We start from the raw sequence: 23,187 nt of genomic DNA on the forward strand, positions 1-23,187 counted from the left end.
TACTCAATTGTAGGGGAAGTCCAAGGGGTCAGGGAAAGAAAATTCAAATCCTGTTTGGAGAATTTTCTTTGAAGAGATGATTCGCTGACCTTCGTCTTCAGGTTGGGCAAAGCTCGCCGGCAGGCCAATACCTAATTCAGCAGCATTTTTTTCATAAACCGCTTTTCTTGTGGGATGAAGGGGGGCTACTCCATTGAAGGTTTCACCCCAAAGTTCATGCTCCAGTATATGAGTCATCATGCCAACGGCATCTTCTCGATGAATGTAATTAACTCGTGTATGGCCTACGACCTGATTTTTTCCTGCAAAATATTTCCCTGGAATCCGATCATCACCCAAGAGTCCACCAAAGCGTAAAATGGTCAATTCTTCAGGAAGATTCTCTTTAAGATATTGTTCTGCTTTCCATAAGGCTACATTCCCCGCAGATTCTGCGGTAAGGATCTCATCTTCTTGATATTCCTCCGCCCGGTTTTGGTTTGGATATACGCCAGTCGAACTCACATAAAGGACTTTTTGAATGGAAGAATTGGAAATAAGGTCTTTTAAAAACTTCAATTGCTCCAAATAATTTTCTCCACCATCAGTCCGACTTTTTGGTGGAATATTTAGAACCAAAATATCTGCTTGAAAAAGCTTTTGAAATGCAGTTCCAGTAGGATAAGGGTTGAGGGAAAAATGAACTGCCAGAACTCCTTCTTTTTGCAGTTTCTCAGCTTTTTCTGAAGAAGTGGTGCTTCCCAAGACAGAATAGCCCTTTTCGATTAGTTTTTTTGCCAAGGGTAATCCTATCCAGCCCAGACCTATTATGGAGATTTTTTTCATTGAGTCAAAAATAAAAAACCTCCCATTTGGGAGGTCTAATTTTAGTCTTTTTTAGGCATGGTACCGAGTATGTAATCCCAAAGCGGAGTACTTACTCCAAAGGCTACATCGGGATCCTTGTAGTGGTGGATCGCATGATTTACCCATAAAATCTTCAGGAAGTTTTTAGGAGGGTTAAATGCATGTACGATGTAATGCACTCCCAAATAACTTGCATAGCCAACCAAGAAGCCAGGTAGGAAATAGAATGCGAAATTTCCCATGATCAACTTGAATACCAAGTAGAAAATCGCGGCATAGGCAGCGCTCACAAATGGAGGCATTGCCAAGCGATCCTTATCTTTTGGATAATCGTGATGAACTCCGTGAACAGTATATTGAAGCTTATCTTTGATCGGAGTGTCAGGTTCCATATGGAAAAAATGCTTGTGCATCATGTACTCCACGAAAGTAAACGAGATGTATCCAATCAAAAACAAAGCAATAGCCATTGGCCAGGAGATCATAGTAGTGGTGATGCCGTAGTAGAGCGATACGCCGGCAAACACAAAAAACATCGTGATCGGCACCAGAATATGAGTTCTGGAAATACGCTCCAAAATCGGGTTTTCAAACATTTTGGCAGAACCAAAATTATCCGGGCGGTCCAATCTTCCTATTTTTTTCATTTTTCCTTTCAGATTGTGAACTACAAGTAGATTTTAAAATCGAACGCGAAATTACAGATTCCAAGTTCTTATTGCCATTGATTTTTGTCACATTTTAAGTGAAAATCAATTTATTGAACTTTTTCTAAGGATTTTTCTATCGTTTCCTGATAATATTTCTCATAAAGAGGCAAAATATTGGAGATATCAAATTCCTTGGCTCTCGCCAAAGCATTGGCTTTGAAAGTCGGAAGGTTTTCATCAGCCAAGATGGTTAAAGCCTTTTCTTTCATATCCTCAATATCTCCTACTTCACAGACAAAACCGGTTTTTCCATTGACATTCAATTCAGGAATACCTCCCGCATTGGAAGTCAAAATTGGAACTTCACAAGCCATTGCTTCCAAAGCGGCTAGTCCGAAACTTTCCTTTTCAGATGGCATAATAAACAAATCTGATACCGAAAGTACCTCTTCAACAGCGTCTAACTTTCCTAAGAACCGAACATCATCACAGGTGCCCAATTCACGGCAAAGTCGCTCCATTCTGTCCCTTTCAGGTCCATCACCTACTAAAAGAAGTTTGGCAGGCATTTGTTTTCGAACTTCATAAAAAACACGAACCACATCTTCCACTCGTTTCACTTTTCGGAAGTTGGAAGTGTGGACCAAAAGCTTTTCTCCATGAGGACAAATTGCCAATTTGAAGTGCTCCTTCTTTTGTTTTTTGAAGCGATCTAAGTCGATAAAGTTTGGAATGACCTCAATGTCCCGCTTCACTCCAAAATACTTGTAAGTCTCATTTTTCAAATCTTGAGAAACTGCAGTCACTCCATCAGAATGATTGATACTGAAGGTGACCACAGGCTCGTAGCTTGGATCCTTTCCCACCAAAGTAATATCCGTTCCGTGAAGTGTAGTCACGATTGGAATATGGATGTTTTCCTCGGCAAGGATTTTTTTGGCCATGTAAGCCGCAGAAGCATGAGGAATTGCATAATGGACATGAAGCAGGTCCAAATGCTCGTATTTCACTACCGAAACCATCTTACTCGCCAAAGCCAGTTCATAAGGAGCATGCTCAAAAAGCGGATAGCTCTTGATGTCTACTTCGTGGTAGTAGAGATTTTCACTGAAAAAATCCAAACGGGTAGGTTGCCGATAGGTGATAAAGTGGATTTCATGTCCCACTTTGGCCAAGCCCTTACCTAATTCGGTGGCAACTACCCCGCTACCTCCAAAGGTGGGGTAACAAACGATTCCAATTCTCATAGTTTTTTGAGTACCTGTAGACTTTCCGCGAATTAAACACGCATAAGGTCAAGTTTTGTTCAAAATAAGAGGAATTAATCGATTTTTCGAGGATTATTAGAAATTCTAGTTCTTTCTATTTGCTTGAATTACAGCTTGAAAAAGAAGAAGGCTGTCTTTCAAGAAAGTTTTTTGCAGTTGAAAGTAGTTTGGTATTTTAAGCGTCTAAATCGAAAATTTATGAAAATCAGCTTCAAATTATTTCAACTTCTAAGCATCCTTATTTTAGCGGCCTGTACCGGGACTCCTACTCAAGAAGTCGTTTCGGAAAAGCCGGATTGGTCCGAAAATTCCTGGCCGGAAATTCGAAAACAACGTATTTCCCAACTTCTTCCAAAAGCAATGGAAGCTGCTCAAGTGGATTGTTGGATTACAATTTGTAGGGAAAATAATAATGACCCGATCGCAGTGCATGTAGGAGGAGAAAATGCCGGCGGTACGGCAGCATTTTTATTTTACACTGATGAGTCTGGATTTCATTCCCTGGTTTTTTCACCCGAAGGCGAAGCGACAGCCTTAGACGAATTGGACATTCATGATGAAGTAGTGAAAGTTCCTCGCGGAAATTCAGCTTTGGCTGAAGCGGCTGATTTTATCAAAAGCAAAAACTTCAAGCAAATCGCTGCCAATTCATCCAATTCAAACTCTATGGCGGATGGACTTTCCTTTTCTCAGAGAGAGGAATTGGAGAGCCTGTTAGGAGAGGATGCAACAAAGTTGGTTTCTTCTACCGAATTGGTCTATGAATGGCTTTCGATCAAGTTGCCTGCCGAAGTGGAAATCATGCGTCAGGCAGCTAAAATGGCCTCTGATTTTCAATATGAGGCCTATGCCATGATAGAGCCCGGGAAAACCACAGATGCTGATGTGGCTAAATTTTTAAAGGCGAAAATGGCAGAATACGGAGTAACTGATGCTTGGCATCCTGACCAAAATCCCAATGTGAATTCAGGTCCTGATCGAGGTCATTCCCATGCGACAGACAAAGTCATTATGCCAGGGGATGTTATTCAGATTGATTTTGGAGTCAAGCTATATGATATCTGGGTAAGCGATATTCAGCGCTTTGCCTATGTCTTAAAAGAAGGAGAAACTAAAGCTCCGGATGATATTCAGCAATATTGGGAGCATGGAAAAGCAGGTTCTAGAGCAGCTTTAGCAGCGATGAAACCTGGAGTGAAAGGAGTGGATGTGGACCGAGCTCAGCGAGTATTGATGGAAGCTGCTGGTTCGGAATATGTCATGTGGAGCACGGGACATCCTGTGGGTTACGTGGCGCATGATGTGGGACCCAACCTCGGTGGTTCACAGGCTCCAAGCATCCGGCCTGCAGCTCAAAAGGAACTGAAACAGGGGATGGTTTTTGCCTTCGATGGATTTCATGCTTGGAAGCGTCCGGATGGAACGACGAAGACTATTTCAGTTGAAGAGATGGCGGTAGTTATCGAAAATGGCGCTGAATATCTTATTGAACCTCAGGAAGAATTGATTTTGGTGAAGTAGAGTTTGGCTGGTTCCATTAACATTAAGGATTGAATTTCAGTGGGATTGAAATGAAAAATCCGAATTGAATTATATTCTTAGATCGCTTTTGAAGATGATTTTAACTAGTGATTATAGTTATTTAGAATTAAATGATAAAAAAATATAGTTAACACTTGGTTTTGTCTTTTTAAGACAATATCTTTAGTTAAGATTTTCAGCGCTGAAGACTTTTTAATCAAATTGTTTTACTAAAAATTTTATCAAAATGAAAAAGGCGTTCCTTTATTTCTGCGGGCTACTTATGCTTGCCTGCGTTCCTGAAAATCAACCAAGTGTCTTAGAAGATACATTGGAAGAAGCTTTAAAAATTCCGAATAACGGAGTGGTAACTGTTGGAGAGAAAACTTACATATTTAATCAAGATCCAAATCAAGGTATAAGTAAGTTTGTGCAGTCTTCCAAAGTTTATGATTTCTCCTTTTCGCCGGAATCTATGCCAATTGATGTAAAATCAACCTTGGAAAACTATAGAACCTCTGGAGATTCTTTTATCATCGAAAACGAAGAAACGGGAGAATTTATTCGATTAGTTAATGTCCAAGAAATTTCAGCTGATAAGATTTCTTTTGATGTAGAGACGAGTAATGGGCTAAGTTTGGAAGGATTCAATTTGAAATTGAATGATATTCCATCAGAAAATTCTAACTCACGAATTACTACTTGCTGGTGGTGTTTTGCGCTTCCAGTGCTTAAACTCGCAGAAGCTATCATTGATTCTCTAGGACCTAATATTGATAGTAACTGTGAACTTGCTATTACTACCTGTGCCAATGCTGGTGGTTTTCCAGACGTTGATTTAAAAGAGGAGGATGGTTGGTTTGGAAAATCATCATGTTCAGTAGAATGTAAGATGCCTTCCTAAAATGAAGAAAAAATGGTTAATTGTCAGTGGAAGTATACTCCTTTCACTGACAATACTTTATCTGATTTCATTTAATGTAATGCCACCGCCGGATCGAAGACAACCGGGCAGTTTTACAAATTTTTATTTTGTGACTTTTACTCTTCCTGTTTTAATTGCTCCAATTTTGGAAGAGATCCGGTTTAGGGGTTTTTTGACAAATAATAAGGTGCTTCAATCGCTCTTCCTTTTGCTCACACCCCTAGGTTTGATTATAACTGGTTGGAATACACTCGTTTTTTTTCTTATGGTGATGCTCTATTGTCTTTTTTTTATTTATAAACGCTATGGCCAAGATTGGATTTTGGACTTACTTCTGATTGTTTCTTCTCTTTATTTTAGCATTCATCATTTACCTTCACAAGCAAACTTAACTAGATATTGGCTTCCCTTTTTAGCAATTTCTTTTTCTTTAGGCCTCATACTCAGTTGGATAATCATCAATAAATCCATTTGGTGGGCCATGTTATTTCATGGGGCATGGAACCTACTAGGAGGTATTATTTTTCTGCTGGGTCTTCAATTTGTTTCTGAGGAATTACATATCGTGGATGGTGATGGTTACAAGATTGAATGGAAGAGGGTTCCTTTCTTAAAATCGAATGAAGGCTCCTTCAGTCCAGAAGGGAATGAGTTGCAGATCACCAATATGAACATTCAGGATATTCTTGGTATCGTGAACCCAAGTTTATTGGATTCTTTTGCTATTTCAGAGCCATTTATGAAGTATGAAATAAAACTGGAATCAGAAGGTGGGTACGATGTATTGAAAGCGAATTTAATTGAGGCACTTGAATCTGATTCCCTTTTATTGAGGAAATAGGAGTTGAAATTTCAATCAAAAGGCTTGTTTTGAGAATGAGCTTCCTTCTTTTCTCAAATACTCTGACTGGTACTACTATGGCTCTAATCAATTTCAAACAAAATGGTTGGTTTGAGCTGAATTTTATAATGGGTAGGGATCTTAAAAAAATTAAACTCCAAAAAGGCTTTTGGGGACTTATTTATTTTTTAGCCAATGCTTCGTAAATAATATCGTGAACTTGCGTTCGAATTTCTTCACTAAGCAACTTTCGGTTTTCAGCTTCGGGATAGACCCGGTTGGAAAGGAAGATATAGATCAAATTGTTCTCTGGATCAGCCCACACACAAGTTCCTGTGAAGCCAGTATGGCCAAAGGTAGATTTCGGTGCTAATTTTCCAGCCGAGCCACCTTTATCGGGTTCGGGTTCAGGTTTGTCCCATCCCCAGCCTCTTCGGCTTTGAGTGGATTGACGCTTGGTAAATTCTCGGACTGTTCCGGGTTTCAGAAGGCTTACATCTCCATAATAACCCATGTTGAGCATCATTTGCATCATAACTGCCAAGTCATTTGCCTTGCCAAAAAGTCCGGCATGTCCTGCCACTCCTCCATACATGGCTGCACCCGGATCGTGGACATAGCCTCTTACCTGTCTTTTACGAAAAGCCACATCATTTTCAGTTGGAGCAATGTTGTCCAAAGGCATCTTTTCAAAAGGCTTGAAGGTCATCGTGTAAAGCCCAAGAGGTTGATAGAAATTTTGATCCAAGAACTCATCCAAGGGTTGATTTACAATTCGCTCCACCACAGCCTGCATAAAATACATGGTCAAATCGGAGTAAACATACCGGTTCCTGCCCCCTCGCTTAGGTAAAAGTTCAGATTCCACAGTCCATTGCCAAATGCTGTCGCGGAGGGCATTATTAGCATACATGTCATTGGAAACAGGTCTGCTGAATCCCAGGGCAGAAGAAGGTTGATAAAATTCCGATTTCCATTGGCCTCCTTCCACCGTTTTTGCATAGTGAGGAATAAAGGCCTTAAGTCCAGCTTCATGAGCCATCACATCCTTCAAAACCAAATTGGCTTTATTGGTGCCGCGCAACTCAGGTAGGTAATCCACCAATGTCTTATTCATATCCAGTTCCCCTCGGCTATGTAAAAACATTACGGCTTGTGTCGTGGCCAAAACTTTGGTAATGGAGGCTAAATCATAGACCGTTTCGGAATTTACCTTTGGGCTATTTCTATATTCCAATTGTCCATAGGATCGCTCAAAAACTACTTTTCCGTCTTTTACCACCAACACATTGGCACCTGGAGTCGCTTGGATTTTGATAGCCTTGTCGACCACCTCATCTATTTTATCCAGTGTTTTACTGTCAAGTCCTACGCTCTCGGGTGTTCCATAGGAAAGTCTATTCAATCCACTCAAAAAACCACCCACTCCAAAGGTGAATTGGGTTCCTGTGGAAACAGGCAAAATTCCCATAGCAGGACGACCTCCAAAAAGAATTTGGGGAGTAAGGTTTTGGGTCAAATCATTGTCTTCATAGGCTATTACAACATGATCTAAACCTTCGAAAAATCGAGTGGCATAGGCATTTCCAAAAAGAACTGTGACGAAGTCCTGTCGTTCTTGAAGTTTACGAAGCAGGGCGACATCCCCGGGAGCTACACCAAATGCCCGCTTGGGATTATTGGTGATTCCCATCATTCCCACTACCACCACATCAAAGTCCTCCAGTTTTTTCATCAGATTGTAATGCTCTGACTCACTGGCAGCTTTGGAGATAGTGAAATGTTCAAAAGGAGCGTATTTTGAAAGGGTTTTTTGAAATTCATCTCCTTTGCCTCCTATACTTACACTCGCAAAACGCTTAGTATCTAATTGTCTGAAAGGCAGAAGCTCATTTCTATTGGAAGCCACTGTCAAAGCCGCTGCAAAAAGTTTTTCTCGAACTTCTTCTGTTTTTGGAGTGACTATTCGCTCATAAAGCCCTTCCAATTCGATTGGCCGGTAATTGTTGAGTCCAACTTCATATTTGGCCTTAAGGATTTTTTTGACACGTCTATCGATTTCCCCCTGCTCGATTTTTCCATTCGCTACAGCATCTTTAATGAGTGCTTTTGCTTTTGATACATTTTGAGAGTAGAGCAGTACATCGTTTCCTGCAAGCAATGCCTGAAGATCCACTTCTCCCGGTCCATAAAATTTGGTAACGCCCTGCATATTCAAAGCATCTGTGAAAATCAGCCCTTTGAAATTCATCTGCTTCTGGAGCAAATCTGTTACTACTTTTTTGCTGAGGCTGGTTGGCTTATTTCCGGTTTCTTCTAAACTCGGAATATTCAAATGAGCTACCATGACTGACTTCAGGTTTTCCTTAAAAAGCTCCTGGTAGGGATAGAGATCGACCTCCCAAATCCGCTGCTCCGGATGCCGAATCAATGGTAGAGAATAATGACTATCGGACTCGGTGTCTCCATGCCCCGGGAAATGCTTGGCATTTGCAATGACTCCATGGTCCTGAAGACCTTTCATATAAGCGACCGATCGGGCAGCTACTGCTTGTGGATTTTCTCCGAAGGAACGATAGCCGATGACCGGATTATCAGGGTTGGAGTTGACGTCCACCACAGGAGCAAAATTGATATGCATTCCCAGTTCTTTGAACTGTCGGGCCATTTCTTTACCCATTTCATAGATCAAATCGGTATCGGGAATGGCTCCCAGAGTCATGGCTTTTGGGAAATCCGGGATGGAGTCAAAGCGCATCCCTATTCCCCATTCTGCATCCATTGCGAGAAGTAATGGGGTTTTGGCTTTGGATTGATAAAAATTCGTAAGCTTAGCCTGTCGAACAGGCCCTCCCTGGAAAAATATCAAGCCTCCCAGATTTTCCTCTTCGATCAGATTGGTGATTTCATTGACATGATTTTGGTCTTTGTTAGAATAGGCAGCGACCATAAAAAGCTGCCCCAAGCGCTCGTCTTCATTTAAGTTATTGAAAACTGAGTCGACCCAATTGAGCATGTCCATGTTCTCTGGTTCTGTCTCCACATCCATAGGATAGGAGTTGAGTCCATCCGATGGAGTGGTGAAACATAAGGCTAAGACACTTAGACTAGCTATTTTCCAGAGCCAATTCCGCATGCTGAATTGATTTTTTAAACTTGATTTTAACTTTAAATTTGTATGGCCTACCCTTGCATGTAGCAGTTGAAGTGTTAAACTTCTTCAAAAAAGACCCAATTGGAACTCCTTCAGGGAATCTTGACATTGAAGATAGTAAAGACCCTCCAACATTCGCCAACTTTGGAAGTTTAAAATCTTATAAATTTGATTTTCGGTTAAAACCAATTTTCAAATTCTAAATTCAGGCCAATTAGTCTTAAAATAATGAAGTTTCCCTCCATATTTCGTACAGCTAGCCCCAGCCGATTTGATATCAAGCCCCGCTATTATGACCCTGTCAAAGAGGAACTAGAGCAGCGGACTGCCCGAATCAAAAAGGAATTGGAAGCAGAAGGGAAATTGGGTGGCGAAATCAGTGAAGAGGATCGATTGAAGCGATATGAAACCGGTATCCGCGGATCTTTTTCTCAACATCAGGGAATTCGCCCAAGGGGAACAAGTGTTTTGGCTTCTACGGCCATGCTGCGTACCATAATTTTTTTGGTTTTGGTGGGTGGATTGGCTGGATATATTTATATCGGTCCGGTAATTTTCGAATACCTTCTGTACATCATGGTTTTGATTGCAGGTGGGTATTTTTTCACCAGACTCAAATCCAAAGCTAGCCGATGAGTGATTTGATTCAGCTTTTGCCTGACTCCATCGCAAATCAAATTGCGGCTGGGGAAGTGGTTCAGCGTCCTGCCTCTGCATTGAAGGAATTATTGGAAAATGCAGTGGATGCTGGAGCTACTCGTATTCAGGTAGTGGTGAAAGAAGCCGGAAAGCAACTCATCCAAGTCATTGACAATGGAAAGGGAATGACTCCGACCGATGCCCGAATGGCATTTGAGAGGCATGCTACTAGCAAAATCCGTAGTAGTGAAGATCTCTTTTCTATTAGAACTTTTGGCTTTAGAGGAGAGGCATTGGCATCCATTGCGGCTGTTGCTCAAGTCGAATTAAAGACTCGTCGCACGGATGATGAGTTGGGTACTTTGATCCAAATTGAAGGTTCTGAGGTGAGAAATCAGGAGCCTGTAGCCACCGGACCAGGGACTTCTGTTTCCATGAAAAATCTTTTTTACAATGTGCCTGCCCGCAGGAATTTTCTGAAATCCAATCCTGTGGAAATGCGACACATTGTGGAGGAATTCCAGCGGGTGGCTTTGGCTTACTCGGAGATTTCCTTTACGCTCATGCAGAACGATATGGAGATTTTTCAGCTCCATGGAGGGAAATTGAGTCAGCGAATTGTGGGGCTTTTTGGTAAAAATTATCAATCCCAACTAGTGCCCTGTGAGGAACTTACCCCTCATGTTAATGTCAAGGGCTATATCGGAAAACCTGAATCAGCTAAGAAAACCCGTGGAGAACAGTTTTTCTTTGTAAACAATCGCTTTATCAAAAGCAGTTATTTGAATCATGCTGTTTCCAATGCCTTTGAAGGACTTATTCAGCCAGATCAGCATCCCTTTTATGTGTTATTTCTGGAAATAGATCCCTCTCATATCGATATCAATGTCCATCCCACCAAAACCGAGATCAAGTTTGATGATGAGCGAACGGTCTATGCGGTCGTACGGGCGGCAGTGAAGCAAGCTTTGGGAGCCCATCATGTAGTTCCTGCTCTGGATTTTAGTATTGATGTCAATTTCAAAGATAAATGGGATCAAGATCCCAATACCAAAATTGCGGTAGATCGGGAATACAGCTATAAAACATTCAATACTCCTGAACTGAAAAAGGCCAACCCAAGTGGTTGGGAAAAACTCTTTGAAGGAGTACAACGAACGGTGGAAATTGACAAGAGTTCGAATGATGAGGAGGAAACTGAAATTCTTACTTTTCCATCCCGGGCAAATACTGAGAGTGAGAGCAAGCTTTTGGGCTCTTCAGAAAGTCTTGAAAATACAGGGACGACCTTTCAGGTTGAAAACAATTACATCGTCGCTCAAATGTCTACCGGTTTGTTGATCGTAGACCAGCAAGCAGCCCATGAACGAATTCTATATGAACGCTATCTACGGCAGTTGAAATTGGCACAGGGCCCTTCTCAGCAAAGCCTTTTTCCTCCTGTGGTGGAATTGAGTCCCGGAGATTTTGAATTGGTTTCTGGATTGATGCCTGAATTGCACAGTTTGGGATTTATGATTTCTGTATTTGGGAATCAAGCCGTGGTGATTCAGGGTGTGCCGGCAGATATTCAAGTTAGAAATGAAAAGGAGCTTTTTGAAGGTTTGATAGAGCAATTTAAAAACTTCAAAAATGAGCTTTCTTTGGAAACCCGGGAAAATCTTGCCCGATCTTTGGCACGAAGGTCCTCTCTCAAAAGAGGTCAAAAACTGAAAGATCAAGAGATGGAAACCCTCGTAGGCCAGCTTTTTGCCTGTCAAAACCCTAATTATGGGCTTTCCGGGAACAAAACCTTTGTAAAATTGGATTTAAGCAGCATCCACTCCTTCTTTGGGAAATAGAAAATTATGTTTAGAAATCTTACTCCCGTCGTACAAAATTTATTGTTGATCAACGTCATCTTGTTTTTGGTGAGTGGATTTATTTTGCCTCAACTCGATCAGTGGTTTGCGCTCTACTATATCGGTAGCCCTTATTTCAAGCCATTTCAATTCCTAACATACATGTTTATGCATGCTGATTTCTGGCATTTGTTCAGCAACATGTTTGGTCTTTTGATATTTGGCCCTTTGTTAGAACAGTTTCTGGGGCCTAAGAAATTATTGACTCTTTGGATGGTTTGTGGAGTTGGTTCGGGGGTGTTGTATTCAGGGTATAATATTTATCGAGTCAATCAACTGGAAAGTCGGGTGGAGGCCTTTGATGCGAATCCTGATCCGGAGGTGTTTAACAGAATTGTGTTGGATAATCGGGGTTTCTTCGAGCGAAGTGTATTTGATTTCGTGGATGATTTCAGCCGAAATCCTGAGGATGCCGGAAAGGTGAGTCAAGCAAAACAGACCCTTCATGCCATTTTAGAAATTCAATCTAATATTCCAATGGTTGGGGCTTCAGGAGCATTGTTTGGAGTTTTGATAGCATTTGCCATGCTTTTCCCAAACACTCAACTTTTCCTGCTTTTCCCGCCTATGCCGGTCAAGGCAAAATATTTAGTTTTATTTTACGGCCTTTATACGCTGTACAACGTATTGGTGAATAACCCACTGGATAATGTGGCTCATTTTGCCCATTTGAGCGGTTTGGTGATCGGAGCGGCTTTGGTTTATAAATGGAAAAAAGATAGAAATAGCTTCTACTAGGATGTACAATAGCTTTTGGGATAATCTTAAAAACGCATTCAGGCAGCAAGGAAATAGCCTTTACAAGCTGATAGCCATCAATTTAATCGTATGGCTAAGCTTTATGGTGATTCGGGTTTTGATGACTATCGGAGGTTTTGGAGATGTCTATGCTAGCCTGATTTCCTGGTTTATGATGCCTGCCTCCTTGGATCGTTTGTTGATTCAACCCTGGAGTATTTTTACCTACATGTTCTTGCATGAGGGATTTTTTCATATCCTTTTCAATATGCTCTTTCTGTATTGGTTTGGGCTATTGATCCACCAATATTTGGGAAGCCGAAAACTGGTAAATCTCTACATTCTAGGGGGACTAGCAGGGGCTTTGTTCTATGTATTGATCTATAATTTGGCTCCTTATTTCAGCAATTCCGTCAATTCATCTCTGATGCTGGGAGCTAGTGCAGGTGTATTTGCCATCGTAGTCGGAGCGGCAACCTTGACTCCCAATACCACCTTTTTTCTTTTATTGATTGGACCGGTTCGGATAAAGTATATCGCCATTTTTTATGTGATTTTATCCTTTGCTAATTCTGCTGGAGCGAATGCAGGAGGGGAACTTGCACACTTGGGAGGAGCTTTGATGGGATTCCTTTATATCACGCAATTGCGTCGAGGCATTGACTGGGGAGTTCCTATACAAAAAGTCGGTATCTTCTTTGAAAATCTTTTCAAACCTTCCCGATCCAAAGTAAAGGTGAGTTACCGAAAAGCAAAAAGCAAAAGTGGAGGCTTTGGTTCTTTTGGTCGATCTGAAAGTGTTTCTTCTTCACCTTCTAAAGCTTCGAATGAAACGACTCAAGAGGAAATCGACCGTATCTTAGACAAAATTGCAGATAAGGGTTATGATGCCCTGAGCAAGGAAGAGAAGCGAAAACTTTTTGAATTCAGCAAAAAATAATCAAAGCGGAAAAGCCAATCCTACCCGAAATCCGGCTTCTTGGGGAGAAGTGCTTTGGAATCGGAATTCGGTACTGAGTCCCACCCATTCTACAACGCGGATATAGGCGCCCACGCCGACGTTTGCCCCCTTATTGGTGCGCCTGATCCCAGGATTTCCAGGCTGAGTATTTTCCCAGTTTTGACTATATCCTATTAGGAAATAGAGTTGTGATGGACCTTCGGAAATGTAATACCGGAAGTCTGCACTGAAATTCGTTCGATTACCCACATTGGGGAAATAGCTGGTCACGCTTGGCATGATGGCGAAATGGTCGACAAAGAAAAATTCAATTCCACCTCCTACTCCAAACTCCTTCCACCTCAGGCCATAAGTGCCGAAACCATGAAATCGTGCATCTCCTTGTTCCTGTGTCTGTGCGAAGGAAGGAAGGGAAAGGGAGACCAAGAAAAAAGAAATCACCAAAGCCTTTTTCATCATCTGTCAATTGTTTGCAGAAATTAGAAGGCTTTGGTGAGTAAAGCAAATGACTTATTCGAAAATCCGTGAAAAACGAAGGAAATGCCCTTCCTGATCCATCCCTTCCACGATAATTAAATGCCGCTTTGACTGGTCTGTATTAAAGTATTCAAATTGAATTTTTCCTGATTCATCAATCTCCACCAAAGGATTCCAGTAAATGGTTGCCCGTTTGTCGGTGATGGCATTTTCAGTAGTTTTCTCTGAGTAATCGGGTTGGTAAAATTCCCTTGCGATAGAGTAACCTCCATAAGTGGTTACCAAGGTTCCTCCCACACTTTGATAGCTTCCTCCTCCGGTTTTGGTGTACACTGCAATAACTCCATTGGCCCCCTGAGAACCAAAAATAGCGGCTCTGGCAGGGTCTTTAAAGACATCTACACTAGCCACATCCCGAGGATTGACTTGTAAAAGGGTAGCGGCATCTACTGGAAAATTATCCAGCAAATAAAGCGGTTCCGTTCCGGATGAAAGGGACCCCACACCGCGAATCTGTACGCTTACATCCAGGCCATTTACAAAAACCTGAACCCCGGAGACTCTTCCTTGAATTAATTGGAAAACATTGGTGTAACCTACAGATGCAGGGATCTTTTCAGGATCGATAGTGACATCTCCGCTTCCAAATATTCTACGAACGTCTTCTTCTCCTTCTACAATTGTTTGACCTTCTACCGTTACTCCCTCGAGGTCAACTAAGTCTGGATCCTCATTCAGTTGCTTCATCAGGATTCGAGCTTCATAACTCTCGATCAAAGATTTTGGCCAGTCCAATTGATTAGGGTATTTACCTTTGATTTCAGTAAATACCGGTTCTGGTCGAATCACTTCCACATCGATGAAATTCTTCAAGCGATTGTCTTCAGCGGTAATGGTGACTTTAGCCGAGTCCTGATATTCCAAATCTCTGAAGATAAAACGGCCATTGGGGCCAAATTCAGAAGTTACGATTTCGATTCCTTCACCAACCAAAGCAGTGATTTTTCCACCGGACAATCCTCTTCGGGTATCTTCTTGATCAGTCACCTGTCCTTCGATATTGATTCCGCGTTCGATGAAAAAGTTTACTTCAGGAATCTTATTTTCCAAGACTTCATTCCAGGTAATCCTTCTCCAACCGTGGGTTAGCATAACTATATCCAGCGCAGCGAGCGTTTCAGGCTCTTGATTTCTAAAGTAATAACCTGGATTATGGATTCTTCCGGGAAGGTCTGAGCTTAATAGAAGATTGGATGCGATGGTGCCATAAAATTCACTTTCATCTTGAACCTGTCCAGCATCTAATACAGCCAAAGAGAAAGTGCCAGAAGTTGGATTCTCTTGGATTTTGCTTTCTAGTTCCAGGCGAAGTTTTTCGCGTGCTTGTAAATTCCCTACAAGATTTGCATTCAGGCTTAAATTAGCCGAAGGCTGAACAAAAATCAATCGCTCTAAAACAGGGATACCTGATTCATTTAAAACGGAAATTTGATTTACACCCGCAATCAGATTTTCTTTTGGAATTCGGACTCCCCATACGCCATTTGTCAAAGTTCCTTGAATCATATAGTTGATGATTCCCCGAGTTTGACTTACCAGTAAAAGTGGGGAAGGAGCAGTGTTTCCTTGAATGAATACAGTCAAATAACTTGCTTTTGGATTATCAATTACCTGCATGGCAAGTCCCATTTCCTGAGGTTCAGGAAGATTGATAGTCCTGCTTTCCCCCGTGCTAGGATCAACTATCTGAGCTAAATAATCTTTTTTGGAAGGAGTGATTTCAAATTTTCCTAATCCTGCAAAATTACTTTCAAAAGAAATCTCTTCTCCTTGAATCTGACCCTTAATTTGCAGAGGCTCTCCATCAGGAGCTACAGCACGAAATGCCAGATTGGCTTTTTTACCCAAAACCCAATTTCCTCCTTCAGGCAAAAACTGAATATCCGCAAAGGAAAGGCTGTAAGGAAGTCGTATTTTTTTGCTTACAGGATAGTTGCCATTTTCCAGATAGGTCAGTTCGGCATGAAGACCTTCGAAAGCCTTTTCTGGGATAGAAAATGAAAAAGAAGCCTGTCCGTCGGCATTGAGAAGAAGATTCTGCTTATGAATCTCCTCACCCGATCCTTTGATAATCAGTTCAATAGTTTCGCCCGCAATAGGGTTTCCGGATTGGTTGATCGCTGAAATTTGAGTCTGATAAGTGACTTTCCCGCCTTGGGTAGAGATTTCAGAGACAGTTAGTTGAGGAAGGAAACTTCCAGCTGCACCATCGATAACCATGAATTCATTGGTGAAAAAATATTCTTCACCAAAGTTCCGCATCCAAGCTGTGTAGGCTTTCACGCGGTACATCCCGGGCTTGCCGAAAAGCGGAATTGAAAAATCCCCTTTTCCTCTTCCATTTTCCAAGCGGACGATTCGTTGCTCCAAAAGTAGCCCATCTCCATCGAAGAGATCGACATAAAGGGTTTTACTTAGAGGGGAAGGTATTTGGGAACTACCCGCCACTAAATAAGCACTAAACCAGAGATCTTCGCCTAAAGTGAAGGTGTGCTTGTCAAAGTGTAAATGGACTTTTTCAGGAGGGCTCTCTTTTTGGTAAGTGTCAAAATATTCCTGGATTTGTTTTGGTAAGTCCTGACTAAAAAGAGGCTGCGAAAGGCAAAATAATGCTAAAAAGCCGAATAAAAATTTTCGAGTAAGCATAATGAATAGTTGGTTTTATTCTAAAGTTTCGTAAATAAACTAACTTGACCCATATAAAAAACTAAAAAAGTCTTAAATTTTAGTTAGCTCGGCAACTTCGTTTTTGTTTGCCAACTGACCACAAGCCGCGTCGATGTCCTGACCTCTTGATTTTCTGACTTTTGCGATGATGCCCTGCTGTTCTAGAATTCGGACGTACATATCCACTGCCTCTTGCTTTGCCTGTCGGAATTCACCTTCATCAATGGGGTTGTATTGAATAATGTTGACTTTAGATGGAATGATTTTGCAGAATTTGGCTAAAGCCTTTGCGTGGCGTTCGTCATCATTTACGCCCTCCCAAATCACATACTCATAGGTGACTTTTCGCTTGATCTTTTGATACCAATATTTCAAAGCATCCGCCAATTCTTCCAAAGGACTAGAATCATTGATGGGCATCAGTCTGGATCTGGTCTCATTGATAGCTGAGTGGAGGGAAATTGCCAAATTAAACTTCACTTCATCATCCGCTAGCTTTCGAATCATTTTGGGGATTCCCACAGTTGAAAGAGTGATTCTCCTTGGAGCCATTCCCAATCCTTCAGGAGAGGTGATTTTATCAATGGCATCCAAAACATTGTTGTAATTGAGAAGGGGTTCACCCATTCCCATGAAGACAATATTGGTGAGAGGCCGTTGAAAATAGGTTTCTGCTTCCTCTTTAATTGCCACCACCTGATCATAAATTTCGTCTGGATTGAGATTGCGCATGCGCTTCAACCTAGCCGTAGCACAAAAATTACAATCCAGGCTACAGCCTACCTGAGAAGAGACACAGGCAGTAATTCTTTTGTTGGTAGGGATTAGGACTGATTCGACGATTTTATCATCAAAGAGCTTCACAGCATTTTTGATGGTGCCATCCTGGGAATGCTGCATTAAGTCAACCTGAATGTGGTTGATTTCAAAATGCTGCTTAAGTAAATCCCGAGTGGCTAGTGAGATGTTGGTCATCTCGTCAAAGTTTTTCAAGGATTTGTTCCAAAGCCATTCATAGACCTGTTTGGCTCGGAATTTTTTTTCTCCCTGAGCCACAAAAAACTCTTCCAAGTCACTGAGACTAAGTTTTCTGATATCCCTTTTTTGGCTTTCTCCCATACTGCAAAGCTACGAATTTGAGTTGATGCATTTCATAAACCCGGATAGGCAAAAATAAAATCCCTAAAACCATGAATTGGAAACAAATTTTTCATTCTTGTTTATAACTTTGATTCAAGATTTCCGCTCAACCGAATAATATTTTGAAAATTCAGATTATCAACGGCCCCAATCTCAATCTTTTGGGAAAGCGAGAGCCAGAAGTGTATGGAAGTAGGTCTTTTGAAGAATATTTAGAAGAGCTCAAAAGTCAATTTCCCTCCGTAGAAATCCATTATTTTCAAAGCAATGTGGAGGGAGAACTGATCAATAAAATTCAAGAAGTAGGCTTTGACTTTGATGGGATACTCTTTAATGCAGGTGGTTATACGCATACTTCTGTCGCGATTTCGGATGCTATTGCTGCTGTAACTACCCCCGTGCTCGAGATTCATATTTCCAATATTTACAAACGGGAAGAGTTTCGTCATAAAAGCATTATTTCCAAATCTTGTGTTGGGATGATTTCGGGTTTGGGCCTCAAGGGCTATGAGCTCGGAATTCGCTATTTTCTTTAAACCTCCATATCTATGCTTACCTTTTCCGCAGGACCTTCTAAGGTCTATGATATGATGACTCAGTACCTTCAGGATGCCTATCAGGAGGGAATTCTCAGCGCCAATCATCGAAGTGCAGCCTTTATGAATATGTATCAGGAGGTGCAGCGATTGTTTCATGAAAAGCTTCACATGCCAGAGGATTACCAATTACTATTCACCTCTTCGGCTACTGAGAATTGGGAAATCATTTCGCAGTCCATTGTAGAAAAAGCCAGTTTTCATATTTACTCAGGCTCATTTGGGAAAAAATGGATCAACTTTGCCCAATACATCATCCCAAAAACTTCAGGAATCAAAATCGAGACAAGTGAGGAGATAAATGTTCCTCATTTAGAAATCGGAGAGGAGTTTGATTTGATTGCAATCACCCAAAATGAAACTTCCAATGCGACGCAAGTTCCTATGAAAGTGCTTGAGCAGATTCGTAAGAAATATCCCGAAAAACTGATTGCGGTGGACACAACCTCGAGTATGGCTGGGATTGACCTTAAGTTTGAACTGGCGGATATTTGGTATGCATCGGTTCAAAAGTGTTTTGGATTGCCAGCTGGATTGGGGATTTTGATTTTGTCTCCGCGTGCCATCGAACAAACCGAGCGAAAAGGGGAAAAGGGACGCTACAATAGTCTGAATTTTATGCTCGAAAATGCCCGCTCTTTTCAGACTCATTATACACCCAATGTGTTGGGAATTTATCTTTTGAAGCGGGTTTTGCATGATATTCCAGAGATACAGCATATTGATGAGAGCCTTCGCGCTCGTATTCAAAAGATCGAACAGTGCATTATTCAAAGTAAAAGTCTTCGGCTTTTGGTCGAGAATCCGGCGACTAGAAGTACAACCGTGCTTGGTGTAACTGGAACAGAATCTTTGATATCGGAAGTGAAGAAGGCAGCTGAAGCAGAAGGTATGCAATTGGGAAGCGGTTATGGACCACTAAAACCCACCTCTTTTCGAGTAGCTAATTTTCCTGCGATCACGGATACTGAAATAGACAGATTGATTGGGTTTTTGAGTAAATACTAAAGTCAGGATTTTAAATCGATAAATAAATAACCTCATTTAACTTGGTCCGGTAAAAAATCATCTTGTCGAATTATTGCAAAGCAAATTTTATTTGGCGTAGCTTTGCATCATGATTGACTTCAAGCAAATTCTTTCGGTTTCATTGATCCTCTTTTCAGTCATTGATATACTCGGATCCATTCCGATCATCATCAATCTTCGAAAAAAGGCCGGCCATATTCAGTCAGGAAAAGCAACCCTGGCGGCAGGGGTATTGATGATTTTATTTTTGATTGGAGGAAAATCAATTCTAGGTCTTTTCGGGATTGGGGTAGATGATTTTGCGATTGCTGGGGCACTTATCATTTTTGCTCTAGGAGCTGAAATGATTTTAGGGATTGAACTCTTCAAGCCAGACCCTGAAGCTTCTACGAGTGCTTCCATTGTTCCGATTGCTTTTCCACTTATTGCTGGTGCGGGTACCCTTACCACTATTTTGACTCTAAAAGCTGAATATTCTCAATTGAATATTGCTATTGGAATCGTATTGAACCTGCTTTTGGTCTATGTCGTTCTAAAAAGCACCTCATGGCTAGAGCGGAAATTGGGTAAAACTGGCCTAGATGTCTTGAGACGAATTTTTGGAATTATTCTGCTTTCCATTGCAGTGAAAATTTTCAAGACCAATGCATTTCCTATGGAAATTGTCTAAGAGCCCAAATTCCTTTTCTTTGTCAAATGATTACAATTTTTACGGATGGTGCAGCCAAGGGAAATCCAGGTCCGGGAGGATATGGGATTGTCTTGAAGTTTAAGCATCATCGCAAGGAACTTTCTGAAGGCTTCCGATTGACGACCAACAACCGCATGGAGCTTTTAGCGGTAATTCGTGCTTTGAAAGAGATAAAGCTTCCGGACATTCCAGTTACCATTTATTCTGACAGCAAATATGTGGTGGATGCTATTGAAAAAGGTTGGTTATGGGGATGGCAGAAAAAAGGGTTTAAGGGAAAGAAAAACCCGGACCTTTGGCAGCAATACATTCCATTGCATATGAAGTATAAGCCCAAATTCGTTTGGCTGAAAGGGCATGCAGGGCACCCGGAAAATGAGCGCTGTGATCAGTTGGCTGTAGCAGCTGCAGAGGGTCCGGATCTCAAAATTGATAAAGCCTACGAAGCAGGAGAAAACTCTTAAAGGAGTTCATCCATCGTTCTCAAGGGAACATCCTTTCGATTGACTTGAGAAAGTGCTTGGTATTCTTGCATAGGATAGGTCCAGCCATCATCACCCAAATCATAAAGTAAAGGAGCAAGGTTTTGAACGGCAGCCTTGCAACCTTGCACGATAGCTCCCATTTTACCGGTTTGCTTGGATAGGACTGCCTCGTTTTCAATTTCAAAAGGTCCCTTGAAGCCTCTTTCTTTTAGAATATTCACAAAAGCCCTCCAGTCCAATGAATCACCCAAGCCAAATCCTGGAAGGGTAGCCTCATAGTGATGTCGGTCCCAAGGATTTGTGCTGTACGGGATTCCAGCCTTTTTTGCCCATTCCTCCGGGATTTGATGCATAGGGTACATATTTCCCCAAAATGGATCAGGATTGTTTCGGGTAGACTTGACGTGAATTCGCTTCAAACGATTCATGTCTGTGTGTCGAATTACCTCAACTGCATCTGTATGCTGCCAAATATCATGAGAAGGGTCATAAATTTCTCCGTGATTTGGAGATGGGATTAGCTCGTACATTAATTTTCTAGCTGCCAATACTCCGGGTAGGTTATTATAGGTGCCAAAGTGCCCTGAACTTCTCCATCCCTCCATAGGGCAATTTTCATATAGAATTGTTACTCCTAAATCCTCGGCATAGTTGATTATAGGACCGAAAATCCGTTTGTATTCCAGCAGGTTTTTCTCAAAACCTCCTTCTTCATTTCCCAATTCGTGATTATAACCTACAAAGGTTCCAACTTTCACGTCGTTTTCATCTCCACCAAGCAAGTAGGCCATTCGAATCAGACGTAAAAGATGATTTTGGTTTTTTATCCGTTGTTTTGGGTCTCCTCCAATTAAATTGTCGAAAGCACCTATGGATAGTCTCAGAGAGGCCCCATTAAATTGATCAATAAGACGGGAGGCCTCTTCAGGTCCAAAATTCTCATAATCCAAATGAGTGGCTACAAAATCATCCCGTGTGCCATCCTTGCGGAATACACAGAGATCCAAGCCTTGCACTCCAATTTCGGTTGCTTTTTCGATGGTTTGTTCGAGGTTCAGCTGGTCAAAAGCTGAAGTCATGATCCAGATCGGATTGGCCATAAATCATTTTGGGTTTTGGGTGAAACAAAAAACAGCCCTTTCGGGCTGCTTAAATTAATTGTTTTCTGCAATATTTTGAGGTTTGGTGCTAATTCGTGACCAAATCAGCTCTCCCACCTTTTTGCCTTGCCAAACACCTTCTTCGATGGCCGGCATGTAGTGGATACCCCCATAAAATCTCGAAATGGCCGCTTCTGCTGAAGCTTCCATGAAAGAGTCATATTCTCGAATTGGCAATCCATAATTCACTTCTGAACTATCCACAAAATGGAAGTCTTCCCCGAAAAGCTGGGTTAAGGTATAAGCCGCAGCTGTAGAAGCTACACTGTGTCCACTAGTGTGCTCTGGGAAAGGAGGAGTTTGCAAAACTGGAACCCATTCTTCGTCGATGTATTGATTAATGTAAGTTTCCGGACGAATAAGAATGCTGCGGTATTTTTCATCCCAACAGGCTACAAAAGCATCATGGAGTGAAATGCCTGTGAGAGCAAAAGCTTCTGCTGTCTTTTTCCAGTCTGCATTCGCAGTTTTTGAAGCAATGGCTGCAATACTCATCCAGTGTCCACCGGGAGTGATTTTTTTCTCCGCAAACATCACATGTCCTTTCACATTCATTTTGTACGGATTGCAATCCCAGAACATGGCGATATCTAATTCCTCCTTATTTGCTTTGTTTACTGCTTCATAAACTCCATAAGCAAGTTTGTAGAACTCGGAATTTGGATCAGTTGAGAAAGTTGGTGGAGGAGAAACTTTGAATTGAGCAGCTGAGTCAATCACGTAAGTTCGGATTGTTCTCCAATGAGGTTCGATACCTTCCATATAGGCTGGTGGGGTAGGTTCCCAAGTGCCCGGAAGGTTCGTTACAGTATACTTTGGGAAAGACCGGCTTTCATGGTAATTATCCTTTTTGGAATAAGCCAAAATGGCATCACCTACCTGCTTCCCAAATTCTACTGAGGCTTCAAACACATCATCAGGAATCCCTTTATTGCGAAGCTCTTCAAAAGCAGCATCCCGATGCGCATGGACCATGTCTTCGGAAAAAATCAAGGAAGTACCCGTATGATAATATGCGGCTAAAGATGCCAAAGGTGGATACACATCCTGAGGAACCTGAAAACTGGTTTTTTCCGAACCTTTGAGTTGTCCCAAAAGAGACTCGTAGCTAGGATCGGTAGCTGCTGCTACTTCATATGCTGCCAAAGAAGCATAGGAGTAAATTCTTGCCGCAACCGGTGGAGAAAATATGTCGTGAATAATCACTTCCGTGATACGATCCTGAGCCTTACTGAGATAATGACCATCGGTAATTGCCTGACTGTAATCTACAGGTTTCTGGCAGGCAGCTACCCCGAGAATCAATAGGATATAAATGAATCGCTGAATGCGCATAATAAATCTAATTTTTGTAACTGGTAATTTATTGAATTTAGGTGCTGGGGTCAAACCCAATTGCTATACGCTGTGAGCAAATGTAGGTTGAATTTCCTTCAGA

At 41.6% G+C, this 23,187-nt stretch carries 20 protein-coding genes; 11 read left to right on the forward strand and 9 right to left on the reverse strand.

Going from position 1 to position 23,187, the window contains the following annotated elements; translation table 11 throughout:
* Positions 1 to 3 precede the first annotated feature (3 nt).
* The 3 genes from NY014_RS13720 to bshA all read right to left on the reverse strand — a co-directional run bounded on the left by NY014_RS13720 (position 4) and on the right by bshA (position 2,743).
* Complete coding sequence (locus tag NY014_RS13720; RefSeq protein WP_259415150.1) at positions 4 to 825, reverse strand: NAD(P)-binding domain-containing protein; 822 nt, start codon at positions 823 to 825, stop codon at positions 4 to 6.
* 41 nt (positions 826 to 866) lie between these two features.
* Positions 867 to 1,493 (reverse strand): sterol desaturase family protein, encoded by a 627-nt coding sequence (locus NY014_RS13725; protein ID WP_259415151.1) that lies wholly within the window; start codon positions 1,491 to 1,493, stop codon positions 867 to 869.
* A gap of 110 nt (positions 1,494 to 1,603) precedes the next feature.
* Positions 1,604 to 2,743, reverse strand: a complete 1,140-nt coding sequence (bshA, locus tag NY014_RS13730) for an N-acetyl-alpha-D-glucosaminyl L-malate synthase BshA (protein ID WP_259415152.1) — start codon at positions 2,741 to 2,743, stop codon at positions 1,604 to 1,606.
* Between the two features lie 219 nt (positions 2,744 to 2,962).
* Between bshA and NY014_RS13735 the strand changes: the two genes are divergently transcribed.
* The 3 genes from NY014_RS13735 to NY014_RS13745 all read left to right on the forward strand — a co-directional run bounded on the left by NY014_RS13735 (position 2,963) and on the right by NY014_RS13745 (position 6,051).
* Positions 2,963 to 4,285 carry a M24 family metallopeptidase gene (locus NY014_RS13735; protein WP_259415153.1) on the forward strand — a complete coding sequence of 441 codons (1,323 nt, stop codon included), beginning with the start codon at positions 2,963 to 2,965 and terminating at the stop codon, positions 4,283 to 4,285.
* 247 nt (positions 4,286 to 4,532) lie between these two features.
* Positions 4,533 to 5,189, forward strand: coding sequence for a hypothetical protein (locus NY014_RS13740; RefSeq protein ID WP_259415154.1), 657 nt, complete (start codon positions 4,533 to 4,535; stop codon positions 5,187 to 5,189).
* 130 nt (positions 5,190 to 5,319) lie between these two features.
* Positions 5,320 to 6,051 (forward strand): CPBP family glutamic-type intramembrane protease, encoded by a 732-nt coding sequence (locus NY014_RS13745; protein ID WP_259415155.1) that lies wholly within the window; start codon positions 5,320 to 5,322, stop codon positions 6,049 to 6,051.
* A 181-nt stretch (positions 6,052 to 6,232) separates the two neighbouring features.
* On the opposite strand, the gene NY014_RS13750 is transcribed toward NY014_RS13745, so the two are convergent.
* Positions 6,233 to 9,187 (reverse strand): serine hydrolase domain-containing protein, encoded by a 2,955-nt coding sequence (locus NY014_RS13750; RefSeq protein WP_259415156.1) that lies wholly within the window; start codon positions 9,185 to 9,187, stop codon positions 6,233 to 6,235.
* A gap of 246 nt (positions 9,188 to 9,433) precedes the next feature.
* Between NY014_RS13750 and NY014_RS13755 the strand changes: the two genes are divergently transcribed.
* The 4 genes from NY014_RS13755 to NY014_RS13770 are packed head-to-tail and all read left to right on the forward strand — an operon-like array spanning position 9,434 to position 13,423.
* Positions 9,434 to 9,841, forward strand: coding sequence for a hypothetical protein (locus NY014_RS13755; protein ID WP_135075591.1), 408 nt, complete (start codon positions 9,434 to 9,436; stop codon positions 9,839 to 9,841).
* On the forward strand, positions 9,838 to 11,685 hold the full coding sequence (mutL, locus tag NY014_RS13760; protein ID WP_259415157.1) for a DNA mismatch repair endonuclease MutL: 1,848 nt from the start codon (positions 9,838 to 9,840) through the stop codon (positions 11,683 to 11,685). Before NY014_RS13755 ends, mutL begins: the two co-directional genes overlap by 4 nt.
* A gap of 6 nt (positions 11,686 to 11,691) precedes the next feature.
* Complete coding sequence (locus tag NY014_RS13765; RefSeq protein WP_135075585.1) at positions 11,692 to 12,483, forward strand: rhomboid family intramembrane serine protease; 792 nt, start codon at positions 11,692 to 11,694, stop codon at positions 12,481 to 12,483.
* Position 12,484: 1 nt separating this feature from the next.
* On the forward strand, positions 12,485 to 13,423 hold the full coding sequence (locus tag NY014_RS13770) for a rhomboid family intramembrane serine protease (protein WP_259415158.1): 939 nt from the start codon (positions 12,485 to 12,487) through the stop codon (positions 13,421 to 13,423).
* Here the strand turns inward: NY014_RS13770 and NY014_RS13775 are convergent, their stop codons facing one another.
* The 3 genes from NY014_RS13775 to rlmN all read right to left on the reverse strand — a co-directional run bounded on the left by NY014_RS13775 (position 13,424) and on the right by rlmN (position 17,767).
* The gene (locus tag NY014_RS13775; RefSeq protein ID WP_259415159.1) at positions 13,424 to 13,903 is read right to left on the reverse strand and encodes a hypothetical protein; all 480 of its coding nucleotides are present in this window, start codon (positions 13,901 to 13,903) and stop codon (positions 13,424 to 13,426) included.
* 51 nt (positions 13,904 to 13,954) lie between these two features.
* Positions 13,955 to 16,627: a TonB-dependent receptor plug domain-containing protein gene (locus tag NY014_RS13780; protein ID WP_259415160.1), complete on the reverse strand. Its 2,673-nt coding sequence runs from the start codon at positions 16,625 to 16,627 to the stop codon at positions 13,955 to 13,957.
* Positions 16,628 to 16,699: 72 nt separating this feature from the next.
* On the reverse strand, positions 16,700 to 17,767 hold the full coding sequence (rlmN, locus tag NY014_RS13785) for a dual-specificity RNA methyltransferase RlmN (RefSeq protein WP_259415161.1): 1,068 nt from the start codon (positions 17,765 to 17,767) through the stop codon (positions 16,700 to 16,702).
* Between the two features lie 143 nt (positions 17,768 to 17,910).
* On the opposite strand from rlmN, the gene aroQ reads away from it, so the two are divergent.
* The 4 genes from aroQ to rnhA all read left to right on the forward strand — a co-directional run bounded on the left by aroQ (position 17,911) and on the right by rnhA (position 20,568).
* Positions 17,911 to 18,324 (forward strand): type II 3-dehydroquinate dehydratase, encoded by a 414-nt coding sequence (gene aroQ / locus NY014_RS13790; RefSeq protein ID WP_259415162.1) that lies wholly within the window; start codon positions 17,911 to 17,913, stop codon positions 18,322 to 18,324.
* Positions 18,325 to 18,336: 12 nt separating this feature from the next.
* On the forward strand, positions 18,337 to 19,392 hold the full coding sequence (locus NY014_RS13795; protein ID WP_259415163.1) for an aminotransferase class V-fold PLP-dependent enzyme: 1,056 nt from the start codon (positions 18,337 to 18,339) through the stop codon (positions 19,390 to 19,392).
* A gap of 109 nt (positions 19,393 to 19,501) precedes the next feature.
* Complete coding sequence (locus NY014_RS13800) at positions 19,502 to 20,083, forward strand: MarC family protein (RefSeq protein ID WP_259415164.1); 582 nt, start codon at positions 19,502 to 19,504, stop codon at positions 20,081 to 20,083.
* A 26-nt stretch (positions 20,084 to 20,109) separates the two neighbouring features.
* A complete protein-coding gene (rnhA, locus tag NY014_RS13805) occupies positions 20,110 to 20,568 on the forward strand; it encodes a ribonuclease HI (protein ID WP_259415165.1) in 459 nt (152 codons plus the stop codon).
* Here the strand turns inward: rnhA and NY014_RS13810 are convergent.
* Positions 20,565 to 21,689, reverse strand: a complete 1,125-nt coding sequence (locus NY014_RS13810) for a sugar phosphate isomerase/epimerase family protein (protein ID WP_259415166.1) — start codon at positions 21,687 to 21,689, stop codon at positions 20,565 to 20,567. The genes rnhA and NY014_RS13810 overlap by 4 nt on opposite strands.
* A gap of 54 nt (positions 21,690 to 21,743) precedes the next feature.
* Positions 21,744 to 23,084, reverse strand: a complete 1,341-nt coding sequence (locus NY014_RS13815) for a vanadium-dependent haloperoxidase (RefSeq protein ID WP_259415167.1) — start codon at positions 23,082 to 23,084, stop codon at positions 21,744 to 21,746.
* Positions 23,085 to 23,187: the final 103 nt, after the last annotated feature.

The sequence above is a fragment of the Algoriphagus limi genome (assembly GCF_024919275.1).
GTDB lineage: Bacteria > Bacteroidota > Bacteroidia > Cytophagales > Cyclobacteriaceae > Algoriphagus > Algoriphagus limi.

What these genes read in the sequence shown, in the direction of transcription:
- NY014_RS13780 (WP_259415160.1), bottom strand. Translation starts at nt 16,627, where the DNA reads ATGCTTACTCGAAAATTTTTATTCGGCTTTTTAGCATTATTTTGCCTT.
- NY014_RS13750 (WP_259415156.1), bottom strand. Translation starts at nt 9,187, where the DNA reads ATGCGGAATTGGCTCTGGAAAATAGCTAGTCTAAGTGTCTTAGCCTTA.
- NY014_RS13810 (WP_259415166.1), bottom strand. Translation starts at nt 21,689, where the DNA reads ATGGCCAATCCGATCTGGATCATGACTTCAGCTTTTGACCAGCTGAAC.
- NY014_RS13725 (WP_259415151.1), bottom strand. Translation starts at nt 1,493, where the DNA reads ATGAAAAAAATAGGAAGATTGGACCGCCCGGATAATTTTGGTTCTGCC.
- rlmN (WP_259415161.1), bottom strand. Translation starts at nt 17,767, where the DNA reads ATGGGAGAAAGCCAAAAAAGGGATATCAGAAAACTTAGTCTCAGTGAC.
- NY014_RS13720 (WP_259415150.1), bottom strand. Translation starts at nt 825, where the DNA reads ATGAAAAAAATCTCCATAATAGGTCTGGGCTGGATAGGATTACCCTTG.
- rnhA (WP_259415165.1), top strand. Translation starts at nt 20,110, where the DNA reads ATGATTACAATTTTTACGGATGGTGCAGCCAAGGGAAATCCAGGTCCG.
- bshA (WP_259415152.1), bottom strand. Translation starts at nt 2,743, where the DNA reads ATGAGAATTGGAATCGTTTGTTACCCCACCTTTGGAGGTAGCGGGGTA.
- mutL (WP_259415157.1), top strand. Translation starts at nt 9,838, where the DNA reads ATGAGTGATTTGATTCAGCTTTTGCCTGACTCCATCGCAAATCAAATT.
- NY014_RS13800 (WP_259415164.1), top strand. Translation starts at nt 19,502, where the DNA reads ATGATTGACTTCAAGCAAATTCTTTCGGTTTCATTGATCCTCTTTTCA.
- NY014_RS13755 (WP_135075591.1), top strand. Translation starts at nt 9,434, where the DNA reads ATGAAGTTTCCCTCCATATTTCGTACAGCTAGCCCCAGCCGATTTGAT.
- NY014_RS13740 (WP_259415154.1), top strand. Translation starts at nt 4,533, where the DNA reads ATGAAAAAGGCGTTCCTTTATTTCTGCGGGCTACTTATGCTTGCCTGC.
- NY014_RS13765 (WP_135075585.1), top strand. Translation starts at nt 11,692, where the DNA reads ATGTTTAGAAATCTTACTCCCGTCGTACAAAATTTATTGTTGATCAAC.
- NY014_RS13770 (WP_259415158.1), top strand. Translation starts at nt 12,485, where the DNA reads ATGTACAATAGCTTTTGGGATAATCTTAAAAACGCATTCAGGCAGCAA.
- NY014_RS13735 (WP_259415153.1), top strand. Translation starts at nt 2,963, where the DNA reads ATGAAAATCAGCTTCAAATTATTTCAACTTCTAAGCATCCTTATTTTA.
- NY014_RS13775 (WP_259415159.1), bottom strand. Translation starts at nt 13,903, where the DNA reads ATGATGAAAAAGGCTTTGGTGATTTCTTTTTTCTTGGTCTCCCTTTCC.
- NY014_RS13795 (WP_259415163.1), top strand. Translation starts at nt 18,337, where the DNA reads ATGCTTACCTTTTCCGCAGGACCTTCTAAGGTCTATGATATGATGACT.
- NY014_RS13815 (WP_259415167.1), bottom strand. Translation starts at nt 23,084, where the DNA reads ATGCGCATTCAGCGATTCATTTATATCCTATTGATTCTCGGGGTAGCT.